General features: G+C 37.2%; 15 protein-coding genes and 1 riboswitch. Of the genes, 2 read left to right on the top strand and 13 right to left on the bottom strand.

From position 1 onward, the window contains the following. Window positions 1-72: 72 nt before the first annotated feature. Entirely contained in the window at window positions 73-1,245 is a 1,173-nt protein-coding gene (locus ACESM9_RS03690) for a M20 family metallopeptidase (protein WP_372995414.1), read from the bottom strand. A gap of 175 nt (window positions 1,246-1,420) precedes the next feature. Here ACESM9_RS03690 and ACESM9_RS03685 point away from each other — a divergent pair, with 175 nt between their 5' ends. Continuing rightward, complete coding sequence (locus tag ACESM9_RS03685; protein ID WP_372995412.1) at window positions 1,421-2,536, top strand: DUF362 domain-containing protein; 1,116 nt, start codon at window positions 1,421-1,423, stop codon at window positions 2,534-2,536. 118 nt (window positions 2,537-2,654) lie between these two features. On the opposite strand, the gene ACESM9_RS03680 is transcribed toward ACESM9_RS03685, so the two are convergent. The 7 genes from ACESM9_RS03680 to cwlD all read right to left on the bottom strand — a co-directional run bounded on the left by ACESM9_RS03680 (window position 2,655) and on the right by cwlD (window position 10,817). Then, window positions 2,655-2,816 (bottom strand): hypothetical protein, encoded by a 162-nt coding sequence (locus tag ACESM9_RS03680; RefSeq protein ID WP_372995410.1) that lies wholly within the window; start codon window positions 2,814-2,816, stop codon window positions 2,655-2,657. After that, window positions 2,813-4,081 (bottom strand): Ger(x)C family spore germination protein, encoded by a 1,269-nt coding sequence (locus ACESM9_RS03675; protein WP_372995408.1) that lies wholly within the window; start codon window positions 4,079-4,081, stop codon window positions 2,813-2,815. The genes ACESM9_RS03680 and ACESM9_RS03675 overlap by 4 nt, the downstream gene beginning before the upstream one ends. After that, window positions 4,065-5,168 carry an endospore germination permease gene (locus ACESM9_RS03670; RefSeq protein WP_372995406.1) on the bottom strand — a complete coding sequence of 368 codons (1,104 nt, stop codon included), beginning with the start codon at window positions 5,166-5,168 and terminating at the stop codon, window positions 4,065-4,067. Before ACESM9_RS03670 ends, ACESM9_RS03675 begins: the two co-directional genes overlap by 17 nt. Window positions 5,169-5,189: 21 nt before the next feature. Next, window positions 5,190-6,797, bottom strand: coding sequence for a spore germination protein (locus tag ACESM9_RS03665; RefSeq protein ID WP_372995404.1), 1,608 nt, complete (start codon window positions 6,795-6,797; stop codon window positions 5,190-5,192). Between the two features lie 155 nt (window positions 6,798-6,952). Further along, a complete protein-coding gene (locus tag ACESM9_RS03660) occupies window positions 6,953-8,404 on the bottom strand; it encodes a TrkH family potassium uptake protein (protein WP_372995402.1) in 1,452 nt (483 codons plus the stop codon). Next, on the bottom strand, window positions 8,355-9,761 hold the full coding sequence (gene trkA, locus ACESM9_RS03655; protein ID WP_372995400.1) for a Trk system potassium transporter TrkA: 1,407 nt from the start codon (window positions 9,759-9,761) through the stop codon (window positions 8,355-8,357). Before trkA ends, ACESM9_RS03660 begins: the two co-directional genes overlap by 50 nt. A gap of 333 nt (window positions 9,762-10,094) precedes the next feature. Beyond that, on the bottom strand, window positions 10,095-10,817 hold the full coding sequence (cwlD, locus tag ACESM9_RS03650) for an N-acetylmuramoyl-L-alanine amidase CwlD (RefSeq protein ID WP_372995398.1): 723 nt from the start codon (window positions 10,815-10,817) through the stop codon (window positions 10,095-10,097). A gap of 114 nt (window positions 10,818-10,931) precedes the next feature. Here cwlD and ACESM9_RS03645 point away from each other — a divergent pair, with 114 nt between their 5' ends. Next, a complete protein-coding gene (locus tag ACESM9_RS03645) occupies window positions 10,932-12,035 on the top strand; it encodes an aminopeptidase (protein WP_372995396.1) in 1,104 nt (367 codons plus the stop codon). A 44-nt stretch (window positions 12,036-12,079) separates the two neighbouring features. On the opposite strand, the gene ACESM9_RS03640 is transcribed toward ACESM9_RS03645, so the two are convergent. The 5 genes from ACESM9_RS03640 to ACESM9_RS03620 form a co-directional block, all read right to left on the bottom strand. Then, window positions 12,080-12,601, bottom strand: a complete 522-nt coding sequence (locus ACESM9_RS03640) for a folate family ECF transporter S component (protein ID WP_372995394.1) — start codon at window positions 12,599-12,601, stop codon at window positions 12,080-12,082. 61 nt (window positions 12,602-12,662) lie between these two features. Further along, window positions 12,663-12,755, bottom strand: a riboswitch (THF riboswitch). 48 nt (window positions 12,756-12,803) lie between these two features. Further along, complete coding sequence (locus ACESM9_RS03635) at window positions 12,804-13,121, bottom strand: MazG-like family protein (protein WP_372995392.1); 318 nt, start codon at window positions 13,119-13,121, stop codon at window positions 12,804-12,806. A gap of 30 nt (window positions 13,122-13,151) precedes the next feature. Then, window positions 13,152-13,751, bottom strand: a complete 600-nt coding sequence (locus tag ACESM9_RS03630; protein ID WP_372995390.1) for a nitroreductase family protein — start codon at window positions 13,749-13,751, stop codon at window positions 13,152-13,154. A 226-nt stretch (window positions 13,752-13,977) separates the two neighbouring features. Next, entirely contained in the window at window positions 13,978-14,991 is a 1,014-nt protein-coding gene (locus ACESM9_RS03625; RefSeq protein WP_372995388.1) for a DUF4434 domain-containing protein, read from the bottom strand. A 178-nt stretch (window positions 14,992-15,169) separates the two neighbouring features. Next, on the bottom strand, window positions 15,170-17,158 hold the full coding sequence (locus tag ACESM9_RS03620) for a methyl-accepting chemotaxis protein (RefSeq protein WP_372995386.1): 1,989 nt from the start codon (window positions 17,156-17,158) through the stop codon (window positions 15,170-15,172). Window positions 17,159-17,160: the final 2 nt, after the last annotated feature.

Genomic DNA, 17,160 nt, shown 5'->3' with positions numbered 1-17,160 from the left:
GTATAGTATTCCCATGTTATTGTAAATATATAGCTTTAATAAAAATATTACAGACTGCCAAAGTTTGCTACATTATTTATCATTTAAATATTTGTATGCCAATAATGCCTGTAATGCGGCGCCTAGTGTCAGACAATCCTCGTCAACATCAAACATACTGTTATGAGCTGGATGAATTATGCCTTTTTCTTTGTTGCCGCAGCCTAGGAAATAATATACTGAAGGCCTTTCCATGGAGAAATATGCGAAGCTTTCCACGCCCATACTGGGATTCTTCAAATCTATAATCTTATCACTATCGATCAGCTCTAAAGCAGTTTCCCGGGAAAATTCCAGCATAATATCATCATTGTGTACACTGGGATATCCGTCAATCATGTTGATTTCCGCGCTGCCTCTCATGGATGCGGATACTCCTTCCACTATTTCCATAAATCTCGATTTCAAGAACTGCCTGTGCTTACTGCTCATTGTTCTCATGGTACCCTTAAATTCCACTTCATCAGGAATAATATTTTCGGCTGTACCACCGTGTATAGCACCAATAGTAAGGACCGCAGGCTCTGTAGGAGATGTTTCTCTGCTGATCATTGTCTGCAGTGCATTTATAACATTGCAGCTTATTGTTATAGGATCTATTCCCATTTCAGGGTGAGCTCCGTGAGAACCTTTCCCTCTTATCTTCACGCTGAAAGGATTAGAAGCCGCATATGCTGCCCCTGATTTTAAACCTATGGTGCCACATTGGAGACTTTCATCCACATGGAGCCCAATGACTGCATCCACATGAGGGTTCTCTAGAACTCCTTCTTCTACCATGAATCTTGCTCCCCCTACTGTTTCCTCAGCGGGCTCAAAGAGCAGTACCACATTTCCTTTCAGTTCTTTCTCCATGCTCTTCAGAATCATAGCTGCTCCCAGCAGTATGGCCATATGGGCATCGTGGCCGCAGGCATGCATTTTCCCCGGAATCTCGGATTTATACTGGTGCTGTGCCTTTTCCTCAATAGGCAGGGCATCCATATCCGCTCTCAAGGCTATGGTTTTGCTTCCTCTTCCTTTTATCACTGCCTTTATACCTGTCCTTGCCACACTTTCATATTCAATTCCCATATTTTCAAGATATTTTTTAATCTTTTGGGAAGTCTTGTGCTCTTCGAAACCTAGCTCCGGTTCTCTATGGAAATCTCTTCTTATGTTTATCAGCGTTTGTTTATACTCCATCGCTTTTTTATAAAAATCCATTATATATTCTCCTCTCAATAATTTGGCCATGCTTCATTATGTTTTGCTTATTTGCTTTCTGATAAATTAATATTAAAATAAATTATAGCAATGTGCGGTATCATCTTCAATATAGGTAAACTGTATATTTCATATTACCTTAAGAAATAGTATAATTAGGTAAGGAGGGATGAATTTGAAATCAAAGGTTTATTTTTATAATATGAGGGCAGGAAGGCGTTCTGAGAGTATATCCCAAAAAGTCTCAAAGCTGTTTGATAAGGCAGGATTCAAAGATATAATAGAGCCAGATAAGCTAACAGCTATAAAGATTCATTTTGGAGAGAGAGGGAATAATGCTTTCATAAATCCTATTTATGTGAGGCATGTTGTTGATAAGATAAAGCAACAAGGCGGCAAGCCCTTTTTGACCGATTCCAACACTTTATATAAGGGCAGCAGATCCAACGGTGTGGATCACCTGGTGACTGCCATTGAAAATGGTTTTGCCTATGCCGTGGTGAATGCACCTTTAGTCATATCCGACGGTATATACAGCAAGGATTCAATGGATGTACATATTGGTAAGAAACATTTCAAGGATGTGAAAATATCCTCAGCCATATATTATGCAGATTCCATGATGGTCATGTCCCATTTCAAAGGTCATGAGACAGCAGGTTTTGGTGGAGCAATAAAGAACATGGCCATGGGTTGCGCTCCGGCAGCGGGCAAGCAGCAACAGCATTCAACGGCTAAGCCAAAAGTAGGGGAAATGTGCAAAGCATGTCAGATGTGTCTAAAAAACTGCCCTGCAGATGCTATCATAATGGTGGATGGCTCCGCATTTATCCAGGATGAGAAATGCATAGGATGCGGCGAATGTGTTTCCATGTGTATCTATAATGTAATAAGGCCTCAGTGGGGCACTGCAATGGATGCTTTCATCGAGAGGATGACTGAGTATGCTTATGGTGCCTGGGCAACAAAAAAGGGTAAAATCGCCTTCATGAACTTCGTTATGAATGTTACTCCCCTATGTGATTGCGTACCATGGAGCGATGCACCCATTGTACCTGATATCGGTATTCTGGCCTCCTTTGATCCTGTGGCTATCGATCAGGCCAGCTATGACTTGGTAAACAAGCAATCAGGCAATATGTTCAGTAAAATAGGCGACTGCGGCTGTGGTTTAGAAAGCGGTGAAGATAAATTTAAGGCGATACATCCGGATACCAAAGGAGAGATGCAACTATCCTACGGTGAGGAGCTTGGTATGGGAAGCAGAGAGTACGAACTTATAGAACTATAATCATATTTGACCCATAAAGAAAAGATCTTGTAAAAAGGTTCATAATCCTTTCTACAAGGTCTTTTCTTATTCTATTCTATTCTATTTTTAAACTATAAACACTATGTAGTGAATCCTTTCATTGGTAGAGAAACATCATGACAGCCAGAATAAAAGGTATAGCTGTAGCGATAAATCCCCCTGCCCCAGCCAGTTTGTCACCATTTTTCCAGCAGTAATACCCATAGCTGCCAACATATATAAGGGGAGGAACAAAAATTAACAGTAGATAATTCTTCATTCTTCCTCACCTTCCGCAGTCCTTATTGGTGCGCTTTTTATCATGGTCCCTGTCTTCCTCATCTTTACATCCACATCCACTATTGCTTTTACAGTTTCCATCCTCCCAATCCAGTTATACTTTTCCCATTCTTGTATAGTAAGAAAGTTCTTTACCACATGAGCACCAAAGTTCAGGAAGTCCACATTCAATTCTTTGGCTTTATCTATCAAAGCTTCTGCCTCCTTCTCTATGGTTTCTTCTATAGCAGTTTCCAGATAACCTATTTTACCTGTTTCTTCATAGTCTATCCTGCTTTGAATTGCCAGTATTTCTCCATGCAACATCAATTTTATATATATAGTAGGCTTGCCATCTTCAAATTCTACTTTAACCTTAGGCCTTGTTCTTTGTCTTAGATGCACGGATACATAGAGTTCAGGTTTTAGTGGGTCTTTTATGGTGAAAACTCCTTTATTGTAATCTCCTCTCAGTATTAGCATAATTCTAGTTTCATATCCGTTAAGCTCAGACACCATTCTATCTCCATCGAATACGGCTGTACCGAAAAATTCAATTGTATTTCCTCCTTTTCTAGGTATTTCGCCCGCTATTCTTTTTCCTAATTCTTTTTTTGAAATATTATTTCCTTCTTGTTGGGAGGGCAGATGATTGAAGTTGTTTACACCGGCCAGAATAGCAACAGGCTGCCTATAGTTTGATTTTAAGTCGCTGTAGTAATCCTTAAGCCTCATCTCAGGAAAGAAGCCTGTTTCCTTAGACTGCTCCATAAGGCCTTCCTGCAATCTGGCCATGGAAATCCCTATCTTAGGGTTAAACTCCTGTATAAGTGACTCTGCTGTGCAGGTTGATACCAACACCCCTGTAGTCCTTCTTATCTCCCTATACCTTATTGCTGGACCGAGACTCTCAGTAAACTTTCCATCTTCTGCAATATCCCTTGATATAACAATATATTTGGTATGTCTAAAGTTAAGGGTTCTGGCTATGGATGTATCCAGTACATTGACCGCATGAAAAAAAGATGGTGCATCTATAGTTATAGTTACATACTCAGGGGCTTCCTTGCCTCCTGACCCTTCTTTTGGCCCGCCAGTTCTCATATTGGTTATCTGAAAACTAAAGCGCCACTTATCCGCAACTCCTTTATCTATTCCTATTGTTGTAACATATGCATAATTATCAACCTCATGGGCATCGAAGCATGAGGTTGATAGAAAAACTACTGCAAATAATATAAACACTATACTAATTCTTCTCATCATAAGTCTGCTTCCCCCTTTTGAAGAAAAACCACATTATCCAGGCTATAAATATAGGAAAATAAAACCCTATCCAGCCATAATCTCTAAGGTTCGGAACTACATAATCCAGGATTATTGAAATAGAAGGAATTATTAGGGTTGCTATATATATGGTTATTGCAAAGGATATTATTATTGGTTTCTTGTCCTTTATATTAAATGCATGGCAATAGCAGTTGATTGAACCATAAAAAATTGAAGTTAGACCTATTAGTGTACTCAGATTCCATGTGAATATGAATACTACTTCTACTCTTTGAAAAAACCTTCCATATTGTACAAGTGATACCATTATATATAAAGGATCTGCAAGCTCAACTGCAATAAAATAAGGAAATGATGCAATTACGGAAAACAGTATGATTGCTATAGTTAAGCCTCCAAAAATCAGGCTTTTATAACCAATTTTCCCTGCATCTTTTGTATCATTCAAAGCCTTTGCAAAAACACCTATAAGAATTATTTCACCATATGCCGAGCTCCTCATTATTCCATTTTTTATAGTATTGCCTAGGCCATAGCCCAACAGGGGATAAAGTCTGTGGGCTTCAAAGCGCTGGTATGATAATATCATTACAATTAAAAAATTAAACAGCAATATGTAAGAAAATAATTTAGCTACCCTGCCCAACCCTTCGATACCTAAAAGGCATACAACAGTCATAGCTATAATGAACATGCCTACAATAAAACCAGGTGGAGTCTCATGGAGAAGGTATACATTGGTGGCATCGGTAAACTCCCTTAGAGTGATGCTAGCTGATAGAAACAGTATTAGACAGAAGATGAGAGCAAACAGCCTTCCTGCTTTTTTCCCCACTGTCTCATCATATATCTCAAGAATATTTTTCCCCGCATATGCTTTTGTCATCATGTGAATTAAGCTGAAGATTCCCATTGCCACAGCTGCAGATATAATAGTCATATACCATCCTGCAGTACCTACTTTTTGTACCACTGCCGCTATACTTGTAAAGAAAGCTTTGCAGACTATGGCGTTTACTACCAAACAGATCATCTCAATATTACCGATTTTACCTTCATCCATAAGTTAGCCTCCTATAATCTGTTATTTCTTCTTTCGTTTTTTAACAGCATTTAACTCATCAGGCCTGTATTTCATCGTATCTATAGGTTTAACTAAAATTATATCCGGACTGGTTCTCAGCTTAGGAGCAATAGGTGCCAGGAATGGTACACCAAAGGATTTCATTATACTCATGAGGGCAAAGAATACAAACATCCCTATTGATATTCCATAAAATCCTGCCAGATAGCCCATCAATATAAAAAAGAATCTGGTAATCCTAACAGCCGATGATAGAGAGTAATCGGGTATTACAAAGCTTGCAATACCTGATGCAGCAACTATTATTATTAGTATGGGGCTTACAAGACCCGCCTGCACCGCTGCTTGGCCTAATATCAAAGCGCCTACTATACCCAGGGTCTCGCCTATGGTTCCCGGAACTCTGGATGAAGCCTCTCTTATAAGCTCAAAGGCCACTTCCATGAGTGTAAGCTCTACAATTGTAGGAAAGGGTACACCTTCTCGCGCTCCTGCTATGGATGCCAGCAACTCAGAAGAAATCATCTCCTGGCTGTACAATACCAGGGCAATATAAAAACCGGGCAAAAATACTGCCAAAAATACTCCCAGCAATCTTATGAGGCTTATAAAGCTTCCATAATACCATCTCAGGCTATTATCCTCAGATGTATGGTATAAGTTGAAAAATGTTATTGGTACCGCATTGACAGAAGGTGAACCTTCTACCATTATGAGAGCTTTACCTTCCATTAATAAAGAAACTGCCCTGTCAGGCCTTTCCGTATTCAGCATCTGAGGGAAAATCATCCATTTATTGTCCTCTATCCTCTGTTCCAACATCCCACTGCCTATGATAGACTCTGATTTTACTTTGTTGATTCTTTTCTTCAACTCTTTGAGTATCTCTGGATTAATAATGCCATTCACATATATTATTGCGCATCCTATATTGTTCTCTGCCCCTATTTTCATATATTCCACTATAAGATTTTTATTTCTGAACAGTCTTCTCAACATAGAAACGTTTGTAGGCAAATCCTCTATGAAACTTTCTTTTGAACCCCTTATGGTCTTTTCATTCTCTGGTTTCTCTATGCTTCTTTTTGCATATTCTACGAGTTCTAACAGAAGGCATTTATTATAGCCATCAATAAAAAGAGCACAAAAACCATTTGTAATCATATTTTCAATCTTATCGAAAAGATTATGTTTTTTTACAATGCCTATATTGATTATATTGTCAGCTAGTGCATCTATCAGATCCGCCTCTTCATAATCCATTCCTCTAGTGCCTGACATAAGACTGTTTAGTAACGTTTCATTCAGTATCTTCTTATCTATCAAACCGTCTATGAAAACGAGAAAAGCATCAATGTGTCCGCATATTTTTAGTTCTCTTACGATGATATCGGCATTTTGAGGAATTCTGAAATCCTCCTTTATTCTCTTCAGATTTGCCTTTATATCAGAATAAATATAGGCTTCTTTTCCAGACCTATGTTCAATATTGCTATGTTCAATATCGCTATGCTCATTATTGTCATCTTCTTTAATCTCCAAAAGTTCAAACTTTTCCTTTTGAGGCTTTTCTTTATATATAAAAATATCCCATGGTTTTTTTTGCATAGTACTTTACCACCTCATTTTTCGGACATAGCCCTTAGAATGACGGTAAATAATCCGGCTTCTTAAATGTCCATATTATTTTTTATTATCTATAAATTTTCTGAAAACTATGCAAAAAGCCTCTGAATTAGCATTCAGAGGCCATGGTACAGTACTTATATATTAACTTTTCTCCAAAAACTTGGGACAGTAAGAAGCAGCATAGGATATATTTCCAACCTTCCAATAAGCATGGTCAATGATAATACCAACTTGCTCAATACAGACATCTGAGAGAAATTGCCCATAGGTCCTACCATAGCAAAACCCGGTCCAATATTGCTCAAAGTGGCTGCTACAGAAGACAGAGTGGTTATCATATCAAAACCGTCTATAGAAACCAAAAAAACAGCTGTTACAAATATAAAAAAGTAAGCAAAAAAGAAGCTTTTTATACCTGATAGTACCTTCCCATCCACTGTTTTACCACCAAACCTCACATGGTAAATAGCCCTGGGGTGGATTATCTGCATTAATTCTGCTTTTACAGCTTTAATAAGCAGCAATATTCTTATATTCTTTATACCTCCACCAGTTGACCCAGCGCATCCGCCTATGAACATGAGGAAAAACAATATCATCTTAGAAAACACAGGCCATTTATCAAAATCTACTGTACTATACCCTGTAGTAGTAATTATAGAAGCTACCTGAAAAGAAGAATGTCTTAATGCCTCTCCTAATGAGTATAATGAATATTTATATAAATTCACTGTTATGAATAGTATAGATGTAAATACCACAGTTATATAGAACCTGAATTCTTCATCTTTAAGCAACGCTTTAACATTGCCTTTCATCATCTGATAGTACAATGAAAAATTTGCTCCGGAAATCAACATAAATATGGTTATGATAACTTCTGCATATATATTATTATAGGCACCTACACTTATATTCTTGCTTGAAAATCCTCCAGTACCTACAGTGCCAAATGTATGGATACAAGAATCAAATAAGGGCATACCAGCTGCAACAAGCAATACTATTTGAACAAATGTTATTGCCAAATATATGCCATACAGTATCTGAGCAGTTTTGCCTAGCTTTGGAACTAGCTTACCGGGGCTTGGCCCCGGGCTTTCTGCCTTCATTATCTGAAATGCCCCTTCCCCTATAGAAGGCAGTATAGCTAAAGTTAGTACCAAAACTCCCATACCACCTATCCAATGGGTGAAGCTCCTCCAAAACAGCAATCCTTCAGGTAGGCTCTCAATTTCATTCAGTATGCTGGCACCTGTTGTTGTAAATCCTGATATGGCTTCAAAAAAGCTATCTATAATTGAAGGTATTGCCCCACTCAAATAAAAAGGTAATGCTCCAAAAAAAGAAATAAGAATCCATCCAAATCCTACTATGGCAAATCCATCTCTTGCATAAATGCTTCTTCTTTCCGGCTTCACATTGATTAGTAAAATTCCTGATAAAATGATTATCAATAATGTATAAGCAAAAGCAGCCATTACTCCATCATGATATACGCCTGAAACCACCATAGAGGGTAACATAGCAATTGCTTCACATATTAATAATACTCCCAAGCTTCTTAATATTATTCTGAAGTTCAACTTGAATACCTCCTGAAGATTCTACTATAAGATCGTCCAGTTCACTTATCTTACTATTCTTGGATATAATGATTACCCTGTCATCTTCATAGATCATATCATTACCATGAGGTATTACTATCTCATTTTTCCTTACTATAGTAGCAACTATTACATCCTTAGAAATCTTTAGCTTTTTCAATGGTATATTAATAATTTTGCTATCGCCCTTGGCTATTAATTCTATTATCTCAGCCTGCCCTTCAAGAATTCTGTGTAAAGTTTCTACAGAGTTACCCCTTACAAATTTCAAAATCTGATCTGTAGTCGTAAGCTTAGGGCATATTACATTGTCAATGCCAAGTTTCTGAATGACTGCCATATAGTTCATTCTACTAATCTTTGCTATGACTTTTTTTGCTCCATTCTGCTTGGCTACAAGTGCTGCAATAAGGTTTTCCTCATCCATACCTGTGAGTGAAATGAAGGCATCCATCTCACCTATATTTTCAGATAATAGCAATCCCTCATCTGTACCATCACCGTTAATGATGAGAGTATCTGGCAGCAATTCTGCGAACTCTTCACACTTTTGCCTATCTATTTCTACTATTTTAAGTCTTATACCCATTTCGCTAAGCATCTGTGTCAGATAATAGGCAATTCTACCAGCACCTACCACCATAACATTCTTTATTTTCACTTGAACGATTTTACATGTTTTAAGGAAATACATTATTCCTGATGGATTCCCTAATATATATATCAAGTCATCTTTTTTTATCTGGAAATCACCCTTTGGAACTATAGCCTTTCCATCTCTTAATACAGCACCAATGAGTATAGGATGGAGATTTCTGTTAGGGAGATTCTTTAACTTCATGCCTACCAAGGGCATATCCTCAGTAATCTTCAATTCTATCATCTTCACTCTGCCTTTGGCAAAGCTTAGAACATCTATTGCAGAAGGGAAAGACAAATTAAGGGCTATTTCTTCTGCTGCAGCATGTTCAGGGTTTATAACCATATCCAGGCCAATTTGCTCCTTTAGTATGGTTAACTCTCTAGCGTATTCCGGGTCTCTAATCCGTGCAACGGTCCTTACAGCTCCGAGTTTCTTCCCAGTAAGGCAGCAAACCATATTTACTTCATCACTATCCGTAACAGCTATCAACAGATCTGCTTCCTTTATGCCTGCTTCCATCAATACATTAGTGCTGACACCATTACCTTTTATGCAAAGCACATCTAAGTTCTCTTCCGCTTTTGCCAAGGCTTCATAATAGTTATCTATTATTGTTACATCATGGTTTTCTTGCGAAAGAACCAGAGCAAGGTTGTATCCAACTTTACCTGCTCCAATTATCAAGATTTTCATCGAATAACCTCCAAGTATATTTACATGTGGATTAACCCATTATCAATCATTTTACATTAATAGTAAAATAACTACAAACTCAGAAAAAGCCGTTTTGCTTGTTAATAAGCCTATTTCTGCTTATATGGTTGTAAAATCCATGAATAAATCCAAAATAAATGGAATAACTCCCATATACTATTTTTTTCAAAATATTATTATCAATCTTATAAATATATCTAATACTATTTTATCACTGTGCTGCAAATTATAAATATGGTTATATATTCTTCTTTTATTAACATAACTAAAAATACCATATGTTTTCTATGGTATTTTTAAAATCCATAATAATCAATTTTTCCCTTCGAAATATTTCATCATACCCATAAATATGGCCCAGGCTAATTTCTCCTGGTAGTTCTCATCTTGGAGGAGCCTTTCTTCTTCATAATTAGATAGGAATCCACATTCCACCAAAACACCAGGCATCTTATTATTTTTCAATAAATATACAGTATCTATGCTTTTGGCTTTTCTGGTATTATTATTCTGTATTACATCTATCAACTCGGTTTGAATAAGCTCAGCCAGTTTTTTCCCCTCTTCATCTCCGCTATTATAAAAGCACTGGGCTCCATAGTATTGGGACTGGGGAAAGAAATTAAGGTGTATGCTGATGAGGATGTCTGCCTCTGATTCGTTTATCATTTTGTGTCTTTCTCTCAGGTCTTCGTTCTTTTTATCCCTTATCCTTGCTCTTCCTTCACTGTAGAGACCACTGTCATCTTCTCGTATCATCAACCCAACTCCACCGGACTGTTCTATCAATTTTCTAAGTTTAAGTGCTATTTCCAGGTTGATATTGTCTTCCAATACCCCAGTTCTCCCTATTGCTCCAGGATCAATTCCACCATGACCAGGATCAATCATAACTACTTTGTTTTTCATTGGCAACCTGTTTGTAATCATAGCATCAGTATAAAGCAGTGAAGAACAAAAGAAAAGTAGAATAAGTACCATAGTCATAGCTATTATTTCTACCAAAGCTTTTCTATCAATAATGATAAGTTTCAATCTAGCACCCCCAAAAACTCTTATAGTATAAAATATAAAGATAAAGTTTGTAATATTCATGAAAATATCATTGTGATATAATTATTACTATACATATAAAGAGGAGGGGTTAAATTGACAGATATAAGAATCAGCAAACTGGCAAAACTGTTGGTAAACTATAGCCTGAGACTGAAAAAAGGGGATACTTTCATGATTCAGTCCAAAACTGCATGTGCTCCTTTAGTAAAGGAAGTATATAAGGAAGCACTTATTGCAGGCGCTCATCCTATGGTATTCACTAATCTGGAAGATTTAAACGAAATATTTTATAAATACGGAAGCGATGAGCAGCTTTCCTATGTAGCACCTTATTCCATTGACTTGATTAAAAACGTCGATGCTTTTCTTTCAATATGGGGTGAATACAATACCAAATCACTTACCAATATAGATCCGGCAAGAATGAAGATTAGATCTCAAGCTTTAGGGGAGTATAATAAAATTTACATGGAGAGAATAGGTAACGGCTCTCTTAGATGGTGTGGTACCGAATTCCCTACCAATGGTTGTGCCATGGATGCTGAAATGTCATTATCTGAATATGAAGATTTTGTTTATGGAGCCGGGCATATAGATGCAGATGACCCTGTAGCCCATTGGAAAAAGGTACATGATGAGCAAGAAAGATTGGTAGAGATACTAAATACAAAATCGGAGTTTGAAGTTATCTCAAAGGATACCCATTTAAAGCTAAGCACAAAGGGGAGAACCTGGGAAAACTGTGACGGCAGAGTAAACTTCCCCGATGGAGAGATATTCACTTCGCCGGTGGAAGAATCTATAAACGGTTATATTAGATATACATATCCGGCTATATACGGTGGAAGAGAAGTTGAAGATATAAGATTGACCTTCAAGGATGGAAAAGTAGTGGATGCTAAGGCTTCAAAAGGAGAGGATTATCTGCTTCAAATGCTGGATGTAGACAAAGGTTCAAGATATGTTGGAGAATTTGCCATAGGTACCAACTATGATATACAGAGGTTTACAAAAAATATACTCTTCGACGAAAAAATAGGTGGTACTATTCATATTGCTATAGGTGCAGGCATGATAGAATGCGGTGGGAAAAATATATCCAGCATCCATTGGGATATGATATGCGATATGAAGGATGGTGGAGAAATATTCGCCGATGGAGAATTGATATATAAGGATGGGAAATTCACCATATAATAGTGAAAAAAGCTGAGACGGTTTGCAGTCTCAGCTTTTTTATTCTATCTCTTATATCTTACTCTTGATAGTATTAGATACAGCACAGCTACCTCAATAGGCGCCATTATGGACTTTGATATTATCCTCGCAGGCAGCAGCACCCAGAAGCCTTTTTTCAGCAGAATTGTAAGCCATAAAGTGCTTAGCCCCAGAGATACTAATAAAGATGTGATTAATACAGTCACTGCAATTTTCCACAGGCTATAAGATTTATCTTTATTAAATATTAAGCCCGGGATCAGTCCCACAAGCATGGCGCTTATTGTAAAGCCCGGGAAGTAAGGGCCACCTCCACCACCGAACATCATCATGCCTGCCAGGTCTGCAATTGCTCCTGTGAGCCCTCCAATGGCAGGTCCTAACATTATGCCTGACAACAAAATAGGTATTTCTCCAAAGCTAAGTCTCACAGCACCACCTGCCAGATAGATACCGAAAAATCTGGTAAGAATTATACTCATGCCTGCAAGCAATCCCCCAACCGCAAGGGAAGTTGTGCTTACTCTCTTGGTTACTTTAATCAAAAAAACCTCCTCCTTCTTTAGCCTGACAGGTCACACTAAAGAAGAGTTGGCTTCTCTATGTGACAGCGGATGCGATACTGCACCGCAGGATATACCTTTCGTTTAGCGGCAACTTCCCATCCGCTAACACTTAACGCGCAGTATCTACTCTGTCAGTTATTTATTTTATATTAATATTAATACTTTTCATGCTGGTTTACAACTATTTAATATAACCTTTTTTCGTAAGTTTCTCAATATGCTGTTTTAGTTTCTCGTCTATGGAAATGTTGTAATTCTCTTCTAGCACATACATCATTGAGACAGCTACCTGGGCAACATCCAATAGTTCTTCAGCTATCCTGTTAATAACCACAGTCTCTTCCATTGTACATTTTTCACCATTTAGCCCTCTGTATTTACCAATGAGTTGAGCCAGTTCTCCTGCCTCTTCCATAAGCTTAAGGGCTGTAGATTCAATATTAGGTTTAAGATTGTTAAGCCTTGGCAGACTAACGCTTTTGTACTCTGTTGACCTCATTTCAATACCTCTTTCCCCTTTTATATCCTATTATTTATATATTTTAAATCTATCTTCTATTGGCATGAATTCTTTCTCTCCTGCTGGAGCTATTGGCTTTCCAAAGGGCATCTGTGCGATTAACTTCCAGCTATTTGGCACATTCCACTGTTTCTTTACCTCATCTTCTATAAGTTCATTGTAGTGTTGAAGTGATACTCCAAGTCCCTCTATTTCTAATGCTGTCCAGATTATGTACTGAAGCATTCCTGAAGATTGTTGAGACCATATGGGGAAGTTATCCTTGTATCTGGGAAACTGCTGTTGCAATGATTGGATTATGCTCATTTCTTCAAAATACAATATGGTTCCATATCCGGCCTTGAAAGAATTTATTTTCTCTTCAGTTTTTGCAAATCTGTCTTCAGGTACGACTTTTCTCAAAGATTCCATTGTAATGTCCCAAAGCTTGTGATGCTTATCACCCAATAATAAAACAACCCTTGCACTTTGTGAGTTAAATGCTGATGGAACATGCAATACAGCTTCTTTTATTATTTCTTCGAGCCTTTCATCAGGAATAGTTGTTTCACTGCTTATTCCATATATGGTTCTTCTATCTCTTACCCCACTATAGAAGTCTTTTGACATTTTAATTCATCTCCTCTTCTATCAGTTAACTAATGCTGGTACATGACTTATTATTTACTATTATACAATTTTTATATACATTGAAAAAGGTAGCTTCGCATCCTGAGCACCCTCCTTTGCCGGCAGGGGGAGTTCCCCCTTGCATCCCCCATTGTATAGGAAAGTATACTTTCCTATACAATGAAAAAGGCTTCCTATTTGTTACGTAACAACTAGCGAAGCCTTCCTAATAATATAAACTTTCTTCGAGATAGTTGATAAAATTGTGAATCTCTTCTCTTTCTTCATAGTTTTGATAATGATTCAAGCTGAATGCAACGAACCTTTCAACATAGGGTTTTTGTAAAAGCATCTGAATTGAAATCCGCTCTTTAGCAGCAGGCATATTACCCTTAGATGTTGTTTCAAAGGTTTCGATATTTCCGTAGAGCTTTATGCCCAGTTTATCGGTGCTTTCTTTAGTGTATGCAAACAAGTCATTCAGCTGTTTAATACCATTATGCCTTACACCTACTCCATCCTGCAGTGCAAGAATATCTATTCCCGTATTTCTCAAAGCATTTTCAACAAGCTTTCTCCATCCGGCAAGGGGCATAACCCATGAATAATTTGAGTTATAAAAAGGTGAAATCATTATATCCTTGTCACTTTTGGATTTAATCTCTCTGGCTATTTCCTTTAGAAATATATTCAGGTTGTTCTGATAATTCTTAGTTATAGCAGTAAACTGATAGAATTCATAAGGTATATACCAACCTCCAATGGAAGTATGATCTCCATACTTCTCAAGTACCTCATTAAATATCATTTTATTGTCATTGGCTTCTCTTAATAGCCAATCCAAATCCATTGCATTTTTGAACCACCAATCATCGCTGAAACCTAAGCCGATTCTCACTCTCATTCCAACAAAATCAGCTGCACTTAAAGCATTATATAGCATGTCTATACTATTAAATCTATATCCTTCGATGCTTGTTGGATATACGGCAAACTTATCCTTAGTATCAGCTATAGACTGAATAATCACCTCTTCTACTTTTGCTTTCTTAAGCATCAGCAGTTCTTTTACCCATCTAGGCTTGTCCCAATCTTTGGCATGCCAATACTGGATGAAAGAAGCATTAAAAACTTCATCTCGCTGGGCTAATGTGGTTGAGACTTCTTGGGCTGAGTAGGAAAATACAATAGCTATAATTATCATCAACATTATAAAACTAATCTTCTTCCATCTTAGCATAGACTTTTACCTCGATATAATTATAGATGCTGAAACATAATACTAATGTAGATCCATGAATATAGAATGGATGGCTTGTACATAATATATGTCTAACTATAGAACAGAATTATTTAGATTCTTAGATAATTATATCATATTATGTCTACTTTATAAAATGGGAGTAAAATAATTAATTTCATATTTTAAACCGCATAATTATTGATTGCAGACTCTGTGCCAGATTCGATAAACTTTCACTGGCATTTGATATTTCTTCAATAGATGCAGTTTGCTCCTCCAAAGTTGCAGTTATCTCTTCGGTAGAAGCAGAGTTTTCTTCTGCAATAGCTGAAAGATTTTGCAGAGAATTAAGTATCTGGTTTTTCATATCCTCCATTTCTTGTCCGGAAGCATTAAGTTTTTCTACATAACTCATCGCTTCGTCCATTGCCTCTGCAATCAACCTGTATTTATCTCTACCATTAATTATACCACTATTCTGCTTGTTGGATATATCAGCAACCCTTTTCATCGTCAATACAGCAGACTGGGAATTGCTTTGAAGCTCATTAACTATTTCATTAATCAATTTGGTTGACTCCGATGATTGCTCTGCCAGTTTTCTTATTTCCTCTGCTACTACTGAAAAACCTCTTCCCGCATCTCCTGCCCTTGCTGCTTCTATAGCTGCATTCAATGCCAACAGGTTAGTCTGTTCTGCTATATTGGATATTACATTACTGGCTTCACCTATTCTATTGGAACTATCATTGGTTTTTAGTATAACATTGTTTATTTCCTTTACTGCTTCATCATTTTCTTCTGCCATATTAGATATATATTCAATTTCTTCTAAAGCTTCATTAACAACCTCCACAACTTTTTTTGAAGCATTGTTCAGTTCATTCATATAATCCTGGTCTTTTTCAATACACTTACCTAATGAAAAAGCTTTATTAGCTCCTTCCTCCGTATTAACTGCCTGATCTGAGGCACTCCTGGATATGTCCTCGATAGTCTTTGCAATTTCTTCTGCCACCGTGGCTGATTGGTGAGATGTGGCTGTCAACTGTTCTGAGGAAGCAGATACTTGTTGTGATGAATCACTTATTTGCCTAATTATTTCTCTGAGATTGTCAGTTACTGTCTGCATACCTCTTGCCATAGCACCAATCTCATCTTTCTTTCTGGTAAGAGCTTTTGGAACATCCTGTGTAATATCTAGAGCAGCAATTTTTTCCGAATGCTTAACTGTTAAAATTATAGGTTTTGTTATGGAGTTGCCGATTATGTATACTAGAATCATACTGAATAACAAAACAGCAGCAACAAATATTAAAATACCCTTTTGGAGTTGTCCCACTTCATGCAGCACTTCATTTTTATCAGCAGTTATTACCATAATCCAATTGGAACCGTTTACAGGTGTATATCCGACATATAATTCTTTCCCTTGAAAACTATAATCACTTATTCCTGTTCTTTCTTTCAAGATCTTATCAAAGAGATTGGCTACAGAAGCTAGTGAATTGTCGTTTTTTGCTTCCTCAATAGGATTCCATTGACTTAGTACCCTTTCTTTATCTGGATGGGCTACTATTGTTCCGGAATTGTTAATCATATATGCATAACCGCTCTCACCGTAGCCTGCATCTTTAATAATATCCGATAATGCTTCTCCTGCACGGCGGCCTACTAATGCTCCGACTACTTTGCCTTCTCTTTCTATAGGAGCGGCGTACATAAAGACAATTTCATTTGTTACCCGACTAATCAGCATATCTGACACATTTACCTCTCCGTTTAAAGCTTTAATAACATGAGCCCTATCCGCTAAATTACTGATTGAGCCGTCTGTGAAATATGCGGTTCCATCAAGCTGAATTACTCCAATATCAAGAAAATTTGATTTTTCTAATTGCTGCTTTAGTATAGGCTGCTGGATTTCCCAATCCATAGTTTGAATATCTTCTCTCATTGCTATCATTTCCAGTGTCTTTTCTTGTGTATCAATTCTGCTCTCTGTTAACCTTGCTGCTTCAAATGCCAAAGCCCTTAGTGCTTTTTCTGCCTCAACGGTAAGAGATTCACTGGCTCTTTGAATAGAAAAGATACCTAAAATTATTGATGATAACATCATCAAAATTGAAAAGTATACTATGAGTTTTGTTTTTATACTCTTCATAT

This window comes from Lutispora sp. (assembly GCF_041687175.1).
In the GTDB taxonomy this organism is placed as follows: domain Bacteria; phylum Bacillota; class Clostridia; order Lutisporales; family Lutisporaceae; genus Lutispora.
This window is presented reverse-complemented; position numbering and strand designations above follow the sequence as displayed.